The 17,074-nt window shown below is 44.3% G+C and carries 10 protein-coding genes; 2 read left to right on the forward strand and 8 right to left on the reverse strand.

From position 1 onward, the window contains the following. Positions 1–25: 25 nt before the first annotated feature. Positions 26–862: a viperin family antiviral radical SAM protein gene (locus PHF18_RS11580; protein WP_300102908.1), complete on the reverse strand. Its 837-nt coding sequence runs from the start codon at positions 860–862 to the stop codon at positions 26–28. Between the two features lie 119 nt (positions 863–981). Here PHF18_RS11580 and PHF18_RS11585 point away from each other — a divergent pair, with 119 nt between their 5' ends. After that, positions 982–1,734 (forward strand): DUF6293 family protein, encoded by a 753-nt coding sequence (locus tag PHF18_RS11585; RefSeq protein ID WP_300102910.1) that lies wholly within the window; start codon positions 982–984, stop codon positions 1,732–1,734. A gap of 309 nt (positions 1,735–2,043) precedes the next feature. On the opposite strand, the gene PHF18_RS11590 is transcribed toward PHF18_RS11585, so the two are convergent. The 7 genes from PHF18_RS11590 to PHF18_RS11620 all read right to left on the reverse strand — a co-directional run bounded on the left by PHF18_RS11590 (position 2,044) and on the right by PHF18_RS11620 (position 15,436). Beyond that, positions 2,044–2,496, reverse strand: coding sequence for a hypothetical protein (locus tag PHF18_RS11590; RefSeq protein WP_300102912.1), 453 nt, complete (start codon positions 2,494–2,496; stop codon positions 2,044–2,046). Positions 2,497–2,510: 14 nt separating this feature from the next. Then, a complete protein-coding gene (gene brxL, locus PHF18_RS11595; RefSeq protein WP_300102914.1) occupies positions 2,511–4,559 on the reverse strand; it encodes a BREX system Lon protease-like protein BrxL in 2,049 nt (682 codons plus the stop codon). Beyond that, a complete protein-coding gene (gene pglZ, locus PHF18_RS11600) occupies positions 4,556–6,910 on the reverse strand; it encodes a BREX-1 system phosphatase PglZ type B (protein WP_300102916.1) in 2,355 nt (784 codons plus the stop codon). The genes brxL and pglZ overlap by 4 nt, the downstream gene beginning before the upstream one ends. 77 nt (positions 6,911–6,987) lie before the next feature. Continuing rightward, positions 6,988–10,389 carry a DNA methyltransferase gene (locus PHF18_RS11605; protein ID WP_300102918.1) on the reverse strand — a complete coding sequence of 1,134 codons (3,402 nt, stop codon included), beginning with the start codon at positions 10,387–10,389 and terminating at the stop codon, positions 6,988–6,990. Positions 10,390–10,409: 20 nt separating this feature from the next. Further along, the gene (gene brxC / locus PHF18_RS11610; protein WP_300102921.1) at positions 10,410–13,844 is read right to left on the reverse strand and encodes a BREX system P-loop protein BrxC; all 3,435 of its coding nucleotides are present in this window, start codon (positions 13,842–13,844) and stop codon (positions 10,410–10,412) included. A gap of 259 nt (positions 13,845–14,103) precedes the next feature. Next, entirely contained in the window at positions 14,104–14,655 is a 552-nt protein-coding gene (locus tag PHF18_RS11615) for a BREX protein BrxB domain-containing protein (protein WP_300102923.1), read from the reverse strand. Then, entirely contained in the window at positions 14,642–15,436 is a 795-nt protein-coding gene (locus PHF18_RS11620; RefSeq protein WP_300102926.1) for a hypothetical protein, read from the reverse strand. The genes PHF18_RS11615 and PHF18_RS11620 overlap by 14 nt, the downstream gene beginning before the upstream one ends. A 473-nt stretch (positions 15,437–15,909) precedes the next feature. Between PHF18_RS11620 and PHF18_RS11625 the strand changes: the two genes are divergently transcribed. Next, entirely contained in the window at positions 15,910–16,911 is a 1,002-nt protein-coding gene (locus PHF18_RS11625; RefSeq protein WP_300102928.1) for a restriction endonuclease, read from the forward strand. The last annotated feature ends 163 nt before the right edge of the window (positions 16,912–17,074 follow it).

The raw sequence follows: 17,074 nt of genomic DNA on the forward strand, positions 1-17,074 counted from the left end.
CTATAATGAAGTCAATCAAATGCGATCAATTTGCCCAATTATACAGTCCACCACGCCGCTCGTATTTATCAACATTTACAATATTCTGAATTCCTTTATTAAGTACTTCGTCAAGACAGTATTTAGAAATAACTCTTCCTTCATTAATTATAACATTTCCAGCCGGCGTCACTATGAAATACGAATTCTCCATGTCGTCGGCGGATTCAAAAACCGGGGCATCTCCATTTTCAAGCCTGAAAAGTCTATGCCTATCTACAAAATATTCGAACTGTTCATTTGATATTGATAAATCAGCTAGAGCGTCATCATTCTCACCCCGAAGATGGAGCATCTGGAAGACTTTCCACCTTTCCGGATTTAAATTGCGGATGATTGGGCGCATGTTCTCAAGGTATGTCAGGCGGGTTACTGTGGTGTTTACTTTTAAATGAATGCCTGCTTCATGAATTTTATCGGCAATTTCGATGCAATGGGTCACGTGATCACCGTATCCTCTGCATAACTTTTCTTCAATAACGTCACTTCCAGAATCAACCGACAGACCAATCCAATCAACAAGTCCATCCATTTTATCGATAATTTTCCCACTCAAGAGATAACCGTTAGTTGTTATGGAAACCGTCATACCAAGGCTTTTAGCGTATGAGCAATAGTCCAGTAGTCTGGGATGCAGTAGAGGTTCACCTCCTGCAAAATTGATTTTTTCCATTCCCGCATCCTTGAGTTTCGATATAACTTTTTTTCCTTCCTGGAACGGAAGATGACATTCCCCCAGGTTTTTTGCAAAACAGAAACGACAGGAGTAATTGCAAACCGATATTAGGTGCCAGTTTACGGATTTGATTTTTGTATTCTTCATCAACAAAAAATTAGTTTCTATAAACTTAATTATTTTTTAGATTTTCCTGTTATTTAATAGATGTATTTATGAATTAATAGAGCATTATTTGACAACGAGACTCTTAAAGGAAATCAGCTATGACTGAAGGACACAAAATACACATAATGAGTGCAGGAGAAAATATACACAATACATTTCCCATAGCTGTCAATAATATTTCACCTGCTACAGAAGTTTATGTGATCGTTGAAAAAAGGGTTTATGAAGATTCAGATTACCCTAAAATCCAGGAAACCCGAAGAAAGATCAGAGAATCAATAAAACAATTGAAAACAATAGCTTCCCCCTTTGTAAAAAATGGGGTACACGAGATAGTCATCGAGGAAGATACCCTTGATTATATAAGGGATGTTGTTTTCAATATTTACAAAAAGAAGAGCGATGCTCAGTACTATTTCAATGTATCCGGGGGTACAAAAGCACTTTCAATCGGACTTTTCATGATGGCCTTGTGGATAGAGGCAATCCCATATCACGTAGACATGGAAAGTAAAGCAAAAACAATTGCAATTCCCAAGGTGCATATACACGACTTCCAGACTAACCCTAACAGAGTTAGGATACTTGAGATTCTCAGCAAGCAAAAATCGGGTACTATGCCAAGAAAAGAGTTATTCCGAGAGCTTTCAAAGCAATATATTCCTATAAGAGATACAGGAAAAGCTAAAAGGGAACTGAAAGACGGTGTTTTTAACTCCATGACCAAAGATCTTCTTAGATGGAAGCTTATTGGAGAGGAGTTCAGGGAGAAAAGCAAAAAGGAAAAGATATATTTCATCACCTCGGATGGTGAATTTACATTGAAGTTTGTTAACCTTTCTGAGAAATAAAATGAAACAGCTTCTGCAGCGCTTTTTAAACCAGAAAACCTGAAAAACGTAAAGTAGCTAAGAACGACTTGGTTTTTGACCGCAAAACTCCAATCCATTCCATCGTGATTTGAGCAAAAATCGAGTATAGAGAGTTTGTTATATATATCGAATGTTTTCACGGAAGGTAAGAGGAACCAATCTATTGAAAATTATGACACCTGATGCCGAAAATTCGTTTACTTCAGTGTGGTACAGACTAAGGTTCTCCCTGTTTTAATTCTTAATAATTGCTTGGAAAAATAACTTACAACTTTTGTTGACCGTACCTTACCTGTACTGCCTCTTTTGAGCCTGCAAAATATCTTGCTTTATCGACTCAGGCACATCTACTACCATGGTCTCAATACCAAACCTCTTTAAACATGCTCCATGCCAGCCATTGCCAGTAAATTTACGTGCAGCTTCCTTATCAACAAAAGCCAGTATTTTCTTAAATGACCCCCCTAAATGTTGTTCAAGAAAAAGCATTTTGAGAGCGTTGTTCATTATTTTATGAGTCTGTGCTGCTTTCGTCTCACCGATCCGTGCTGAGGCTTCACAAATGATATTGGGATCTCTTGAAAAACCTGTGACGACTACATAAGAGTCACCCACTGAAATTTTCTTCTCAGGGAAATTGTCTGGATCTAATCCGAGTTTGCGTGCGATTTCTTCCCTTATGTATTCATGAGCATGAGTCTGTTCCGAGGAATCTCCATCTTTTTTGTTGTTGCTTTGCATACACAGACCTCAAATCAATCTACCATAGCTTTCACTAAAGCATCTCGAACATCCGAGTAAAACTGAATATCAATTTTGGTTGCCATGTCATCGGAGAGGTCGAAAAGCTGACGACGACAAGACACGGGCATAAGCAGGGCAGTTGCACCTTTTTCTACAGCAATCTCTGCAATAGTCACAGGGTTATGGATAGGCTCAATGGAACCTCCCAAAGCAACCTCACCGGTGATGATCAAGCCGCCACGAACGCTCCTTCTTAACAAGGATGTACAGAGAGCAACCAAAGACGCCATTCCAAGCTTTGCCCCAGATTTTGAGACGTCAAAAGCGCGTAACTGGACTGTAAATTCATGATGGCGTGGATCTTTATCTCCCACCAGTTGCATAAATCGGGAGTAGAGGTTCTGTTCAGCATAGTTCACACTCTCACGAAAAGCTGGTGGAACCGGTTTGTTGAGGATTTTAACACCTGATCCTGGACCCTCATTTACTTCGATACGGTACAGCCCAGGGTGTTCGTCGATACTGCCAGGACTGAGAGCCCAAACCTGTCCTGGTTCCAAAGGATCTCCACCAATGCTATTTTCGCTCTGAAGCTCAGGTGTAGAAACGAACTTTTCGATTCCATCTGCTCCCAGGACATAGCTGAAATGAGTGTTCCGGAACTCTGCTGCACCGATCCTCTTTTGCTGCTCTTTAACACGGCGTCTGGATTCCATTGCAATCCGAACAGCCCATTCAAGTTCTTCTTCAGGAATGTCTGTGTCGCCTCCGGGATAGAGAAGTTTCAAAAGCCCGCTAACTGTCTTATTCACTGCATTAGTGTCACGACCGCTGAGTGCACCTCCATAGAACACACGGTTCTGGAGCAGAGACACTCGGCTCTGATTGCGAAGTTGGCTCCAACACTCCGAAAGGAAATCGCTGACCAGACCAAAGTGATCAGTGAGCAATTCCTTGTTGATCTTGGGCACATCCCATCCTGGCAGATAAGCATGAATACGATCCATGAAGGCAGTATCATCTCGGATTTCCGGAGGCATGGGACCAAAGAGATGGCTAACGCGTTGTTGGTGCTCAACATCTACCTCAAAATTACCGACCAAGACCATGCTTCCATCGGCACGGATACTCTCCTTGCCCCGGCTGAACTCACCGGATTCCATGTATCCTTTCATGATATTGACACCATCCTTCTGATCGAAGGTGATGCCAGAAATTTCATCAAAACAGACTACATCATACTGGCAGACAAGTCCACGCTGACCGTTGGAGTTATTCACAAACATCCTTGCTACTGTGGCTTTTCCGCCTGAGATCAGATGAGCATAAGGTGAAACTTGCTGGAATAGATGACTTTTTCCGGTGCCGCGAGGTCCTAATTCCACAAGGTTATAGTTGCGTTCTACGAAAGGTACCATCCTTAGCAGGACTGCGTTCCTGGCTCTTTCAGAAAGAGTAGCTGGTTCAATACCTATACTTCGAAGTAAAAAAACTTTCCAGTCTTCGGTGGAGAATTTTTTCCTGGCCTCAGCCATAAAGTTCAGGACATCTCTTTTAGATAACTGAATCTCTCGAAGGCTCTCAACTCCGAAAGGCCGTCCCTTGCTTTCCTGGGCAATAGCTGCATCATATTTGAGAGAAATCTCGGCGTAGAACCCTCCAGTTAGCATCCTTTCGTGTTCACTTACCAGCTCAGCACTGATCCGGGCATCTGTTAGCTGAAGGCTAGGGAGTGTTGCTACATAGGAGTCAGTTTTTGCGTCCAGGCGGGCAGTGATGAGATCGATGATCTTCACTTCACCATTTTCCCTTGCTCTGGACTTGAAAAGCTCTTCTTCTCCGGCCCTTACGGTTCGAGAATTGAGCTGACGCTGGACGATCTCAAGTCCCTCCTCAATCTCATCATTATCGATGCTCGCACAGTAACGCCCCAGAAGGAACTCCACGACATAGGTAGGTACTGGGAATTGACGGCTAAAAGTCCGTACAAGGTCTTTCCGGACCAGATATCCATCAAGAGATGAGGCTGCCAGCCTGTCTATCTGATCCAATTCGTTCATTCTTTACCTCCACCGATGACTGTATCAGTTTGGGCCACAAGCTCACCATTAGAATTGAGTAAAACGATGGTTGCACTGACTCCTTCCAGTTCTTCTTTTTCAACGACTACAGAAGCTGTTCCGTTATCTTTCAACGGCTTTACGCTCAAAATTACACTGGAAGATGAATCTCCTGGCTGCGTGCGAATATCAAGTCGTAAGTCGGAGAATTCACCATCAACTGTGACATAGCAACGTAATCCATTCCAAACGATGTCCGTAAATTCCACGGAAACAGCTGAAGCCTTGGATATTCCAGATGAAACGTTTAGCTCCAATGTCAGGCATTCCTGAAGGCTCAGGCCACCGTGGGCATATTCCATATTATTGCGGAAGCAACTAATGCCATCCGCCAGAGCGAAATATTGATTGGTGTTCCAGTACCAGGGATAGAGCCGCTCGCTTGTTGTGGCACCGGGTTTGATTGAGGCACAGCGGCCCCATTTGCTATCTGCCAGTACACTGGGTAAATCGGTCTTCGGCAAGCCACCTGGAAGCAGGAGCCATCCGTGATCGGTGACTATACGAACATTCTTCCATCCATTTTCAAGAAGGCGGATTATCCTGTCCTGAATCTCACTTAGCATGTTCTCAAGGTGTTTGGAGAGTTTCCAGCCCCTGTCGTGACCTTCATGATCGATATTGCCGAATTCGCACCAGGCATGGCTATTCCCATTACCATTCGATGACCGCTCAAGAATTTCCCACCCGGCATCGGTTAACAACTTTTTCAGATGGTAACCACCTTTGAGAGACTGACCCGTTTCAGCAACACAGGGCTCAAAGTCGGTGTTGGTATCTTCACCTTTTATCTTATCCTTCACCGGAGTCACAGCAGGCTTACCGGTTGCTGTAATGCTGGGGAGAGCTGCCCATGCTGTTTTTTCGTCCACCTTATATCCTTGAGAAGTAAGCATCTCCACAAGCCTTTTAGCTGTATCAAATCGAAGCCCATCCACAAAAAGGACGCATTCTCCATCTTTGTAATGAGGCGTTTTGCAGCTAGATGCACTACCACCCGGATACCCGGATTTTTCCACAACCTTTTGAAGGTATCTGGCGGAGTCTTCTGCCCATGGGGTATAGATGGACTGAATCACCTTCTTGACCACCTCGAAATCTTCCTCACTTTCCACGCAGGCAAGAGTTTTCATCACGGCATCATCTGCTTTCCAACCGGCATTCATGTAGCCGGCCATAAGGTCCTCAATGGTGCCTGCAGCTAGAGGGGTGGTTGTGGAGGAAGCAAGAACGGAGAGGTATTCCATAGCAAGTGCAAGCGGGGCTTCACTCAGCTCAGCCCACACCATAATGCGCCTTGATTTATGCTCATTTTCAAACTCTGAAAGCTTTTTACGGACCTCGTGAGGTGGTAAACCCGATAGAGTGCCCAGAGCTATGCGAAGTTTGTCTTCATTGTTTTCATTCCACTGTGGCCAACCATCAAATTTGCTTTCCCTTGCATACCATTGGAGTGTCCCAGTAGGGGGTTTGCATCTGCGGATTTGGACAGGTATATTTGGATAACGTTTTGGAGCTTCCCTATACCGGTCCCATACCGGATTCCAGGGCCCTTCATGATAAGCCAGTTTAGATGCTCCAATAAGAATTCCATCCTTTTCCGGATTAAAGGCGAACTGGGACTTGCAAATATCCACGAAAGCTTTCCATTCGTTTTTGCCATGTTCAGCGTGGAAGGTCTCCTCATGATCGAGCCATTGAAGAAGATCACGGACGGGGTCACCCCCGGTAAGCAGGGTATTAAAGTGGTCCTTGTCCAACCGTTTACCTTTGAGAAGTTCTACCTCTTCATCCAGCAGGGGATTAAGCGCCATTTGCATGGCATTCTTGGTGTCGTTGTCCAGAGCGACATCCAAGCCCAGGCCTCCCTGGTCAGATTTGAGGAACGCGAGGATGGTCCAGTCCTTGGCATTGACCTGCGACCAGATCACTCCAAGATACTGGAGTGCAGCCATGGGCTTTAGCTGGTCAGGACAGCTTTCCACAGCCCGCAGGTCCTGGCGGCTGAAGCCTGGCATGTAGAAAATAGGAATCTTGTCACTCTGCAGATTAACGTCATCAGCTTTGCCTGCGATCACACAGCGCAGCCAGATAGCGGGTCCTGTTCGCTTTTCCGGATCGTAATCGCCAAGGACAAAGAGCTCAGGCAGCTCATTCTGCAGGTGGGGTATCACAGCCTCCCACTGCTTGTCGCTGTCCGGCCATAGGATGCAGGCAGGAGCTACTTGTACATCTGAATTGTATACAGAAGCCTGACGAATACTTTTGATAAAATGTTCTATGAAACGCATTTATTCCTTCTCCTTCAGAGCAAAAAGGTTTAGCATCTGATCTAGTTGAGAAATAGAATCTTTATTTACGGATTTGATCATTTCGCTGCCTCCCTTGCCTCTCTCTTTTGTTGCAGACTCAGATGATAGTCATTGATTCTATCTCCTTCTTTGCCTTTATAGCTAGGATGCTTTTGAGGGTCGGGATTATACCAAGGAGCGGATTCAACATCCTTTCCTCTATCTTTATTCCAGTTGATGTTAGGCTTTTCTTTGAGAACGCCTGCACCTTTCTTTCCTACATCAGTCACGCTCATAAAAGGCCGAATGTTCATGCGTACTCCATCATTGAGGTCAGGGTCCCAGCCTATGGGCTGCTTTTCAATAGGTTTCCAGCGGACAAAAATATCATAGGGAGCTTCACCTTCAAGGATAAGTTCAAGTTTTTTCTTTAGGTTTTCAGCTGCATCAAGCTTCTCTTGTGAACCATCAACACCATTTGCTATATCCTGTTTCTGGCGGCTGATCCAGTCTCCTAAGTAGGTGTAAATCAGTGTTTCAAGCAATTTTTTGTCCAATTTGTGGTAGTTAACTAATGCTGCAAAACCATCTCTTAATCCGTCCCATATATGCCAGATAAATGGACGATGCTGGAAAATCTTACAATGCTGGGTAAAGAACTTCTCCCGTAGCCAGGTTTCCAATGGTTTATCCGCATGATCTGCTTGTTTTAGCAATTTCGAGAGCTTGTCATTGCTCCATGAATCACCATATGCGGCGGCTAGCAAGTTTAAGAGCTGATCAGCAGCTGAAGTCTCTCCCCGAACCGGCGGGATGCAGACAATTCCATCTTCATCAGCGTAGGAAAAAAGATCGTCGCATTTTTTAACCCAAGCTCTAGCTTCATCGGAGAGTTCCATATCCGCATCCAGCTCGGCGGGCCAGCGGTAGCCAAGAAGACGGGCTACAGCTACCTGTAAAGGTTCACCACTCTTGGCCGGATGGCCGTGGAAGATCCATTGGGTTGGGTCTTCGGAGTAGGGTTTAGGCAGGCCGTGTGGGTATTTTTCGGCGGCTACTTTTGTCCAGTGGTCGAGGTCGAAGGGAACTTTGACAAGTGTAGCATTGGTTACTTTTAGGCTTTGATCAATCTGCCGCACTGCTTCATTATATTCATAGCTTTGGCAATAAGCCCAGATGGGCAAAACTAAGCTTTGGTCTGCTGGGTATATTACTGCAATATTGGAATCAAATGTCGCACCAGTATAAAGGGAAACAGGTAATATTCTCATTTGGCTTATAGCAATACCCCATTTACCCCAAGCTCTATTTCCCCGCTGATCACTATCATGCAATTTTTCTCGACGGATCCAAGCATCTTCTCTTATATGACCTTCTTTCAGATCATAAAATAACACAAGCTCTTGACCACCAAATTGTTTGTTTTCCCCAACAGTAGTCTGTTGAAAAACCCAGAGTTCACCATACTCAATTATTTCCCAAAACTTTTTTTGAAATCGGGGAGAGTCTCCATTAAGTACACCTGCAAAACAATCTGAATATCGAGAGAGAAGTGTTTCAGAATCTAACTTATCTAACACCACTCTTGAATCTGGATTCTCCAACTGTTTTGCCTGTTCAACTCGCCTAATGTCCCAATTTCGAAGCGTTTCTGCCTTTTCGGCAGGCTGGCGAGGTTCGGCTGCATCGAGGCTAGAAATCATGGAGGGAGTAATATTGCCCCGACTGATGCTGATGAGAATAGCTTTTACCACTTCACCTGAAATAGTTTCAAAGGCCCCTGACCCCAATCGGGCAATCAGATTCCAAGTATCTTCTTTCAGCAGTTCTATGCGGAACTTCTTGTAGCTGTTTAAGAAAAACCAGTTCTGAGGCAGGACTATGGAAGTGCTGCCGCCTCTGGTACAGTATTCTAGGCAGCGGGCGAGGAAAACGGTGGCCAGGTCGTTCCTTGCTGCTGGATATTTTTCTTCGCAGTAATCCTTGAGAAGGTCGCTCTGCTTGCCACGGAATAAGTAAGGTACATTGGTGACTACCCAGTGGTATTTTCCGGCTAGAAGGATTGCCGCTTTCACAACTCCCTGAGCTACCACTCCCATTTCCGTTTTTTCGTCGTCTTTCTCTCCAGAGAGTACTCTGCTAAGAAGGGGTGCAAGCTCTTCCCATTTCATTTCTATGAGTGTACCCCTGAAAAGGCTAGCCTCTGGGTTAATCAAACTTCCCAGGACGGGGGCGTTTTTAAACTGTTTGTACAATTCTTCAAGGCCCATCCGCAGGTTATTGTTGTCGCCTGCGAGTTCCAGCCATTCTTCCTTTTTGGTGCTTATGGAAAGTCCCGAACATGCCATATGAAGTTCCGGAATAGTGCGATATCCTCCAGCTCCGGGGTAACGCCAGGCGGTAAGGGCAAGGGCAAAGGCTGCCAGTTCCACGCAGCGTTGGTCAATCTCCAATCCATGAAGGTTATCACGCAAGACTGCATCCACAGCTTCCTGGGCTGACAATCCCTCCATTTCCATCCTTATGGGCACAAGCATAAGGAAAGCAGCCACAAGGAAGTGGCCTGATCCACAGCAGGGATCGAGGGTCTTAAGTTCACTGAGATTTTCAGGCCATCCATCAAAAGTCCCTGCAGCAGGTGCCCATAAACCGTCCTCTATTTTGACGAAACGCAGATACTCCAATGGCACACCAGATAAAGACGCTTTTTGCCGAAGTCCCTCTTCACTGGTTGCAGTTTTAAAGTCTTCCTCGGTCAATTGACGTGCTGCCCACCAGGCTCCGAGCGAATTATCCAAAAGAAAGCTAACCATATATGGTTCTGTGAAGAGCTGTGTGACAGCAGGCAGTTCCCGAGCGCCTATTTTTACCTCAGATTTATTGACTTCATCTTTCTTCTTAGCCTGCCAGAACTGGTAAACCCAGCCCATGGAATCGGAAGCAGTGAATACCTCGGAAGGAAGGTTTGCCAGTAACCTTTCCAACTTCTGCTGATGTTCTGGTGGCAATATGAGCTGAAATACAGGTGAATCTGGTCGGAAGATCTGTGGAAGCATCCGGGCAGCGTAACGGGAAGCCAGTTCCCAACCGTTCTTTGCACCTTCATCAGCTGCTAGGTCTTCACATTCTTCGAGGGTTACAGCCACCGGATCAACTGGATCGGGATACATGAGCAGATTATTCTCTGCCAAGAATCGGGCAAAGAGCATACGGTGCCAATGTTCGTAAGCTACTTCTTCAACGAGACGTTCGATTTCCTGTGTTTCTGCCTTAGGGTCCCGCTGATCACCCAACTGGCGGCCGTGGGCACGCAGTTTACGGCGAAGTTCCTTCTGATCTTCAGTAAGATAAGGAAAAGGAGAAGCTTCACCAACACCAAGCTGCTCCAGTGATGCCCGAGCAGCGGCTTCGGCAATATCCCTGGCTTCCTTTACTGTTCTTTCGAGTTTGTTTCTCAATGTTTTTTCAAGAGGCTGCATTCTCAAATCCCCCTAATCAATTACCGAATCACAACTGGTCCCTTGCCCAGGGCTGTCTTGATCTGTTCTTTTACTTCCTGAATCCATGCCTCAATATCATGTTCGGTTTTGAAGGTGCGGCGTGGGAGATCGATAGTCTGCGTTTTCGGCTCAAGTGATTTGGCTGCCAGTTCTCTTGCTCTGGAAAACCGGTTGCTTAGGGCATCAATCCGATCGCTCCAAGAATTAATCGGGTACTTTTTCAGTGCCTTCAAAAGTTCATCGTGTGTGCCAACAGTAATTTCCGGGGCATCTGTAATATCACACTTAACCAGCAGTTGCTCGCATTCATCCTTAGGAAGTTCCTTCCAAGAGGAATCTGCTTCAAGCTGTTGTTTCTGTTTGTCCAGTTCATCTGCATAGCGCTTTTGTTGAGCCATCAACTCCTTGCGTAAAGCATCTTCAAGAGACTTAACAAGAGTTTGAATCAGGTCTGGGTCAGCCAGTAACAGGCGTTGATGTTCTATGGTTTCAGCCTGTTGACGTGCTTCCTTGGCAGCTTTCATTTCTCCAGCGTGCCGAAGTAGTTCCTGGAGACTTATCCAGGAAGGCCAGCGTCCCTCGATACGCTCAGCCAGGTTATTCCAAGAGTCGATAGCTTGTGTGAGTTCATCTTTACGATTATATAAAGAAAGAATCTGTTCGTTTCCGACGGTCAGGCGAATCTCGTCCAGTGATGATATGTTCGGTCGTTCAGGCCTGGGAGCTTCACCCCCGGCACTGTTGGCTAAATCCTTCATATTCTGAAGAAATTCAGGAATAACTGCTGGTTCTTCGCCCTGTTTGACCTGGCAGCCCAGCTTTTGAAGGAGTTTGCGGACCTGAATCCTCTGAAGAGTTGTCACCGTGGACGATTCTACTTTGAACATGACTTTGCCTATGGCTTTTCGTTCCAATTCCCTGTGATCAATACTCTGCCCGCGTTCGTCCTGTGCCCTTATGAGGCCTGCTACTAGAAGCACTTGGATTCCACCATCTACGGCGTCCCTCGACCACCCGAAGGTTTTGTTTTCAAAATTGCTGCGGATATCTACACCTTTCTTGCCTCCTGCAATAAATCCCATAATAGCCTTACATACCGAATTCGTAGCCGGTTCACCTTCGTAACCCACTGCTTTGAGAGCATCCGGTGAACCCTGTTTGGCTCGGTCATATACCTTTTGCCATCCAGTGTGGTCAGCAATTTGAAACTGAGGGTAGAGGCGCTGGAGGGAATTTGTAGCGGCTTCAAGTATCATACTCTGCAGGTCGCTTCCAAGGATCTCGTTCCCTCCAGCTTGAAATACACGGGTTCCAGAGAAAGCTTCATTCAGTAGTTCGTTTATCTTGCCTTCAGCGTTCTGCTTTGTGGTTTCCATAGCAGCACGAGCTTCGGTTCCTTCGGGTGTATTGGGTACACCTTTCTTATCTAAAGTGGAGCTGGCAGCCTTGTAATCCATGAGATGGTGACGCAAATCGTCAGCTGAGAGTTTAGGGATAAAAACGAAAACAGTAGGAGACTCGTTGCCCGCCTGCAGTGCATCTACACGGACGGATCTTTCGTCTTCTGGTCCCCAACCATCATGGATCCAGACACATATTTTCTCGTTGCTGTCTGGAGGCAACTGCGTATCAAATATTGGAGAAATATTACGTGGGACCTTAGAGACACCTTGTATAAGAGAAATCTTTTTGAAAATATCACCGAACTTACTGCGAATACGACCATCACGCTCCATATCGATACGAGTAGCCTCATTTGCTAGCTGGCTCCTCTGACTTAAGAATTCATCATTCCAAGCAGCACTCTCTTCGGTCTGAATGCGGTATTCATCCCCTACTCTTATCAATAATTCACATTTGTTCAGAAGACCTGGCAGCTTACTCCTCAAGTAACTGCTGCCCTGAGAGAGATCCTCCACCATCAAATCCGCAAGAGTATCAATAGTTGCCTTGATTCCAATTTCTTTATTACTTCCAGCAAGCCTATTGATAAAGAAAACTAAACCACAGGCTCTGGCCATAAGCCGTTCATCCTCAGAGCCCTCAATCCAGCTCATTGTTTTCGCATGCACCTTCGGGGGGATGCCCCGAGATGTCAGCAACTTGTCAGCAGAATCAAAGTAGAGATAATCAGCCGTGACAACATGTCCCAGTGCATCATCAAGCTGGGTCTGGATGACTTTGTGGGCTATGCTAAGCTGGTTACGAAGCTGACTGTCTGTACCTGTCTGGTCGAGCACTCTCAAGGTGTTTTCCCAGAAGCGGCGCCGAACCGGAAGGATTGGATAGTCCTGGGAAAAATACTGAATATCCTCCTCTCGGTGCCCAATAGTTGTCCCCGCAAGATGCCTGGAGATTTCCCCCAGATTGGTTTGCATCACTTGCTCAATCGTAGAAATGGCTTGGGGCTTCTTGGCCAAAATAACCTTGCGGATGACAGCATCTACATCGGAATCTGAAAGTTCAACACGAACCGTAAACCTGCCTTCCAGCTTTTTCAGGTTTGAAGTTCCGGTTACGGCTGTTTGCCCAGTCCCGATGAAAAGAAGCTTGCCACCAATGTTCTTACAGCAGGCTTCTACAGCTTCCTGAACATCCATAGAACGCTGACTGCTTTCGCTTATATACTGCTGAACCTCATCAAGTATAATAAGAGTAAGCGGGAACTTTCCCTCATTTGTCAGAGCTTGACGGATAGCTTTGATCATGTCATCGCTACTGATGTCCTTGACATAAGGAAAAAGATTCTTGAGAATTTCTGCGCAGGTCTCAGTTGATGCGAATAAATTGGGCTTGGATTCTATGAGCGCCGCATGAAGACCTTCAGCCACATATAAATTGTCCAGTTCCTCATCCCAATCGTACCCATTTTGCTCCACATACCCACGTACCGTCTCATAGATCTCTTCATTCTTCAGCCACATAACAAAGCGGGCCATAGGGTACTGCTCGGGGAGATCAACTGACTTAAAGACGATTCGGAGAAGTGCCAACCGGACGCTTTCACTTGAACCTGCTCCTAAGGTTCCGGAAGCTGCATGAAGTCCACCATACCTCTTTGCTTGGGTACTGAGTTCTTTTAGCAGGTCATTTATGTTCTTAGGGAGATCGGCAATACCGCGTGCAGTAGCCCTATCCTCAAAAGTCACATCTATCCACAGAGAGCGAAGCATTTTTACCAGGTGAGACTTCCCTGATCCATAGAAACCACTGACCCAAACTCCTGGTTGCTGTGCTTCATTGATATTTTTCAGGTAAGTCTCCAGAATATGCTCTAAACCCTTTTGATACTGTCCATCACAAACAAAGGTATCCAGCTCGTAACGGAGCACCTCCATAGCCTGGCGGGTCTTGTCATCATTTACGGACGCTACACCCTCGTTTACGAGCTTTATACTGGCCGGATCTTTCTGGTATATTTCCCTATTTTTCATCTATAATCCCCCTGAGGACTTCCATGAACTCTCTCTATTTCTCAATATCAAATTGAGTATTTGATAATTTGATTGATTTGTCTTTACCTTTGAGTATTTTGTAAGCTGTATCAATAATAAGTTTGAACTAAAGTAACTTAAATTCTACACTATGGTTTTCATTTTTCAGATAAACAATCATTTAATAGTAAACAAAGAAAGACAAAAATAAAATTTGTAATACATTAAGCTATTTCAAAGATTTTGTTGAAATATTTTATCAAAATTCCTTGTCTGCAGTAATTGATACTGCAAGGTAGTTCCATCCGTCATATCCATCGAGTAGACGGTAATTGTTGTTTTCGTAGCTCCCTGGGAAGAAAACCAACAGCCTGCCTTCAACAAGTGGAGCGAGCTCTTCCACAACAGCTTTTACCTTTAAAAAATCGAAAAGTGAGCCAACACCCATTAAAGCTACTACTGATCCTTCAGTTACCGCATTAGTCTCAAGGAACTTCTCAAACTCCTGCTTAATATAGACAAGATACCGATGCATCAGTCCATTAAGAAGATGGGGCTGCTGAAAGTATTTTTTTGCATAACGCTGTTTAGAAAGCCAATCAGCAAAGGTATCTGTTAGATCAAATAAGGCCCATCCATGATCTAACTTACTGGTCTCAATTTGAAACTCGTCAATAGATGCCCTCAAGCGAAGTTCGTCACTTTCATTATATACACAAAAAATGACACGCTGAGCCGCAGCTGCATCACTCCTCCATGGGATTGCAATACGACTGCTGTATGATTGTACAAGTCGCTTAATTTTGCTCACGAATCCACTCCCTTTCCTGCTCTGTAAGAAGATTTGGGAATAAAACTTCCATAACATCTCCTATCCGCTTGAATACTATCCATCCGCGACGAGATGCCTCTTCAGCCAGCTCAATAGAACGGTTTATAGAGCAATCAAGAAGACAGGCATACTCTGTCCTGAACAGCTCTTCTCCTCGAACTCCGGTTAGATATCCAAGAAATAGAGCGTAAGAAACAGATCCTGGAGTTGCACTGGCTCTGGAGCGTACCTTCTTTGCTTTTCCTATAAGATGACCGGACTTTGTCCATGTGGAATTAAGGTTCTGAGCCAGCGATTTCAGGGTTGCTTTGCTGAAACGGTCAGGAAATTTTTTTTCAATATATACTTCCAAGGTTTCACGATTGACTGTTTCTCCTTCCTTATGCTGCATAATGAAAGGTGCACTCATCCTAAGAAGCGCATCTCGTGAGTATGCACATATTAAAGCCAGAAGGGGTTGACCATCGGTATCTCGCTCCCAGAAATACCTGAGGGCTCGAAAAATAGTAATTGAAGAGTCGAGTGAATATAGTTCTACAAGGTGTTGACCTGTAAGCTTTCTTGTTTTTCCGGAGCGTTTACTGAGGCAATTGTCTTCCTCAATAGCTTTGATATAATCAATTTTGGAAGCAGACGGACTGCTAACATAGGATAGTAAAAGCTTTAGATCTTCCAACATCATTGTGCGGGAAGTATGTACGCCGCCTTTCTCAAACCGAAATCCAAAGCGGGATAAAGTGCTAATTTTAGATCGATCCATATTTACACATACTTTGTTGTTTTTTGCTTAGGGAAACCATTGGTTATTTTAATAAGTACATTTCCATTGCCAGAAGATCTTATACACAGGAATTATTTTTTGTTAATCAGCTTGGTACCTTATTTTGTTATACTAAGATACGAAAATATGCATGTTTACTTTACAGACACTTATTTTTCTATAAATTGAATTTGGATATTACGATTCGAAATACCTTTTGAATTAATATTTACAGTATGACTTTGTTGTTATATTTAGAACTTATGATTTTGTATTGAGAATATTTACTTAGTGGAGAGTGAGGAATTGATCAAATCTGACAAGATTAACACCTTTCTTGCGTTCGTGTAGAATTGAGTTCATCTTCATGAATACGATTTTCAGTAACTCTTCCTCACTACCAATATTTATATCAACACTAAATTCATAAAACTGTCAACAGTGATTTAACTTTTCAATAAGAGGCATACAAAATGAGTCTTTGGCTGGTAAGAGCAGGCGGACATGGTGAACAGGAACAGGTAGCCATAGAAGAAAACGTGATCACCATCGGCTGGAATGAGTTTTCAGGTTTTTCAAACTTAAAAAGAAAAGAGGACCTGACCGAAATCTACAGAAAAGAGTATCCAGGTGCCAGTAAGAATAAGGCTGGTAATGAAATAGGGCAGATCTGGAGATTTATCCACGACATTAAGAAAGGCGATCTGGTTGCTCTTCCGCTTAAAACAGAATCGTCTATAGCTCTGGGTGAGGTTGTTGGGGATTACGAATACAAAGAACTGTCTAATAATGTCAAACACATCAGACGTGTTAAATGGTTGAAAACGCTTCCAAGATCTGCTTTTGACCAGGACCTGCTCTACTCTTTTGGAGCCTTCATGACCGTGTGCAAGATCCAAAGAAATGGTGCCAAAGAACGTGTCTTGAAATTGTTACATGGAAACACAAAGCAAATTGAGAGAGAAGAAGCAGGTGAAGAGCTCCAGGAAGAGACCATCGATATAGAAGAATATTCCCAGGATCAAATTGTAAAATATATCGAAGCTAAGTTCAAAGGTCATGGTCTTGCAAGGCTGATTGATGCGATACTTAAAGCCCAGGGTTACGTTACAAGAGTCTCCCCTCCAGGTAAAGATGGAGGTATTGACATCCTTGCTGCTCCAGGTCCTTTGGGTTTCGACAGACCAAGAATCTGCATCCAGGTAAAATCGTCAAATGTGCCTGCAAGTGTTCAGGTATTGAGAGAACTTCAAGGTGTGATGTCAAAAGTAAGAGCTGACCAGGGATTGTTTGTTTCTTGGGGAGGCTTTAATTCTGAAGCAAAACAGGAAGCAAAGGATGCATTCTTCACGATAAGATTATGGGATCAGGGGAACATACTTCAAGAGATTTTTAAGTATTACGAACGGTTTGATGATGAGTTGAAGGCAGAGTTGCCATTAAAAAGAATATGGAGTCTGGTTATTGAGGAATAATTTTGGGCTGTTTCTTGAGAAAGGGAGATCAATAAGTTATGAAGTATTCTTTAAAAAGAAGATCAATCGCCGTATAACAAAATATTGTTACGCCGGCAATTCTTAAACAATAAAGCCCAAATTTGACAAATTCAACCAGTTTATAAAGAGACTGTCTTCTATT

Origin of the sequence: Methanosarcina sp. (assembly GCF_028693135.1) — an archaeon.
In the GTDB taxonomy this organism is placed as follows: domain Archaea; phylum Halobacteriota; class Methanosarcinia; order Methanosarcinales; family Methanosarcinaceae; genus Methanosarcina.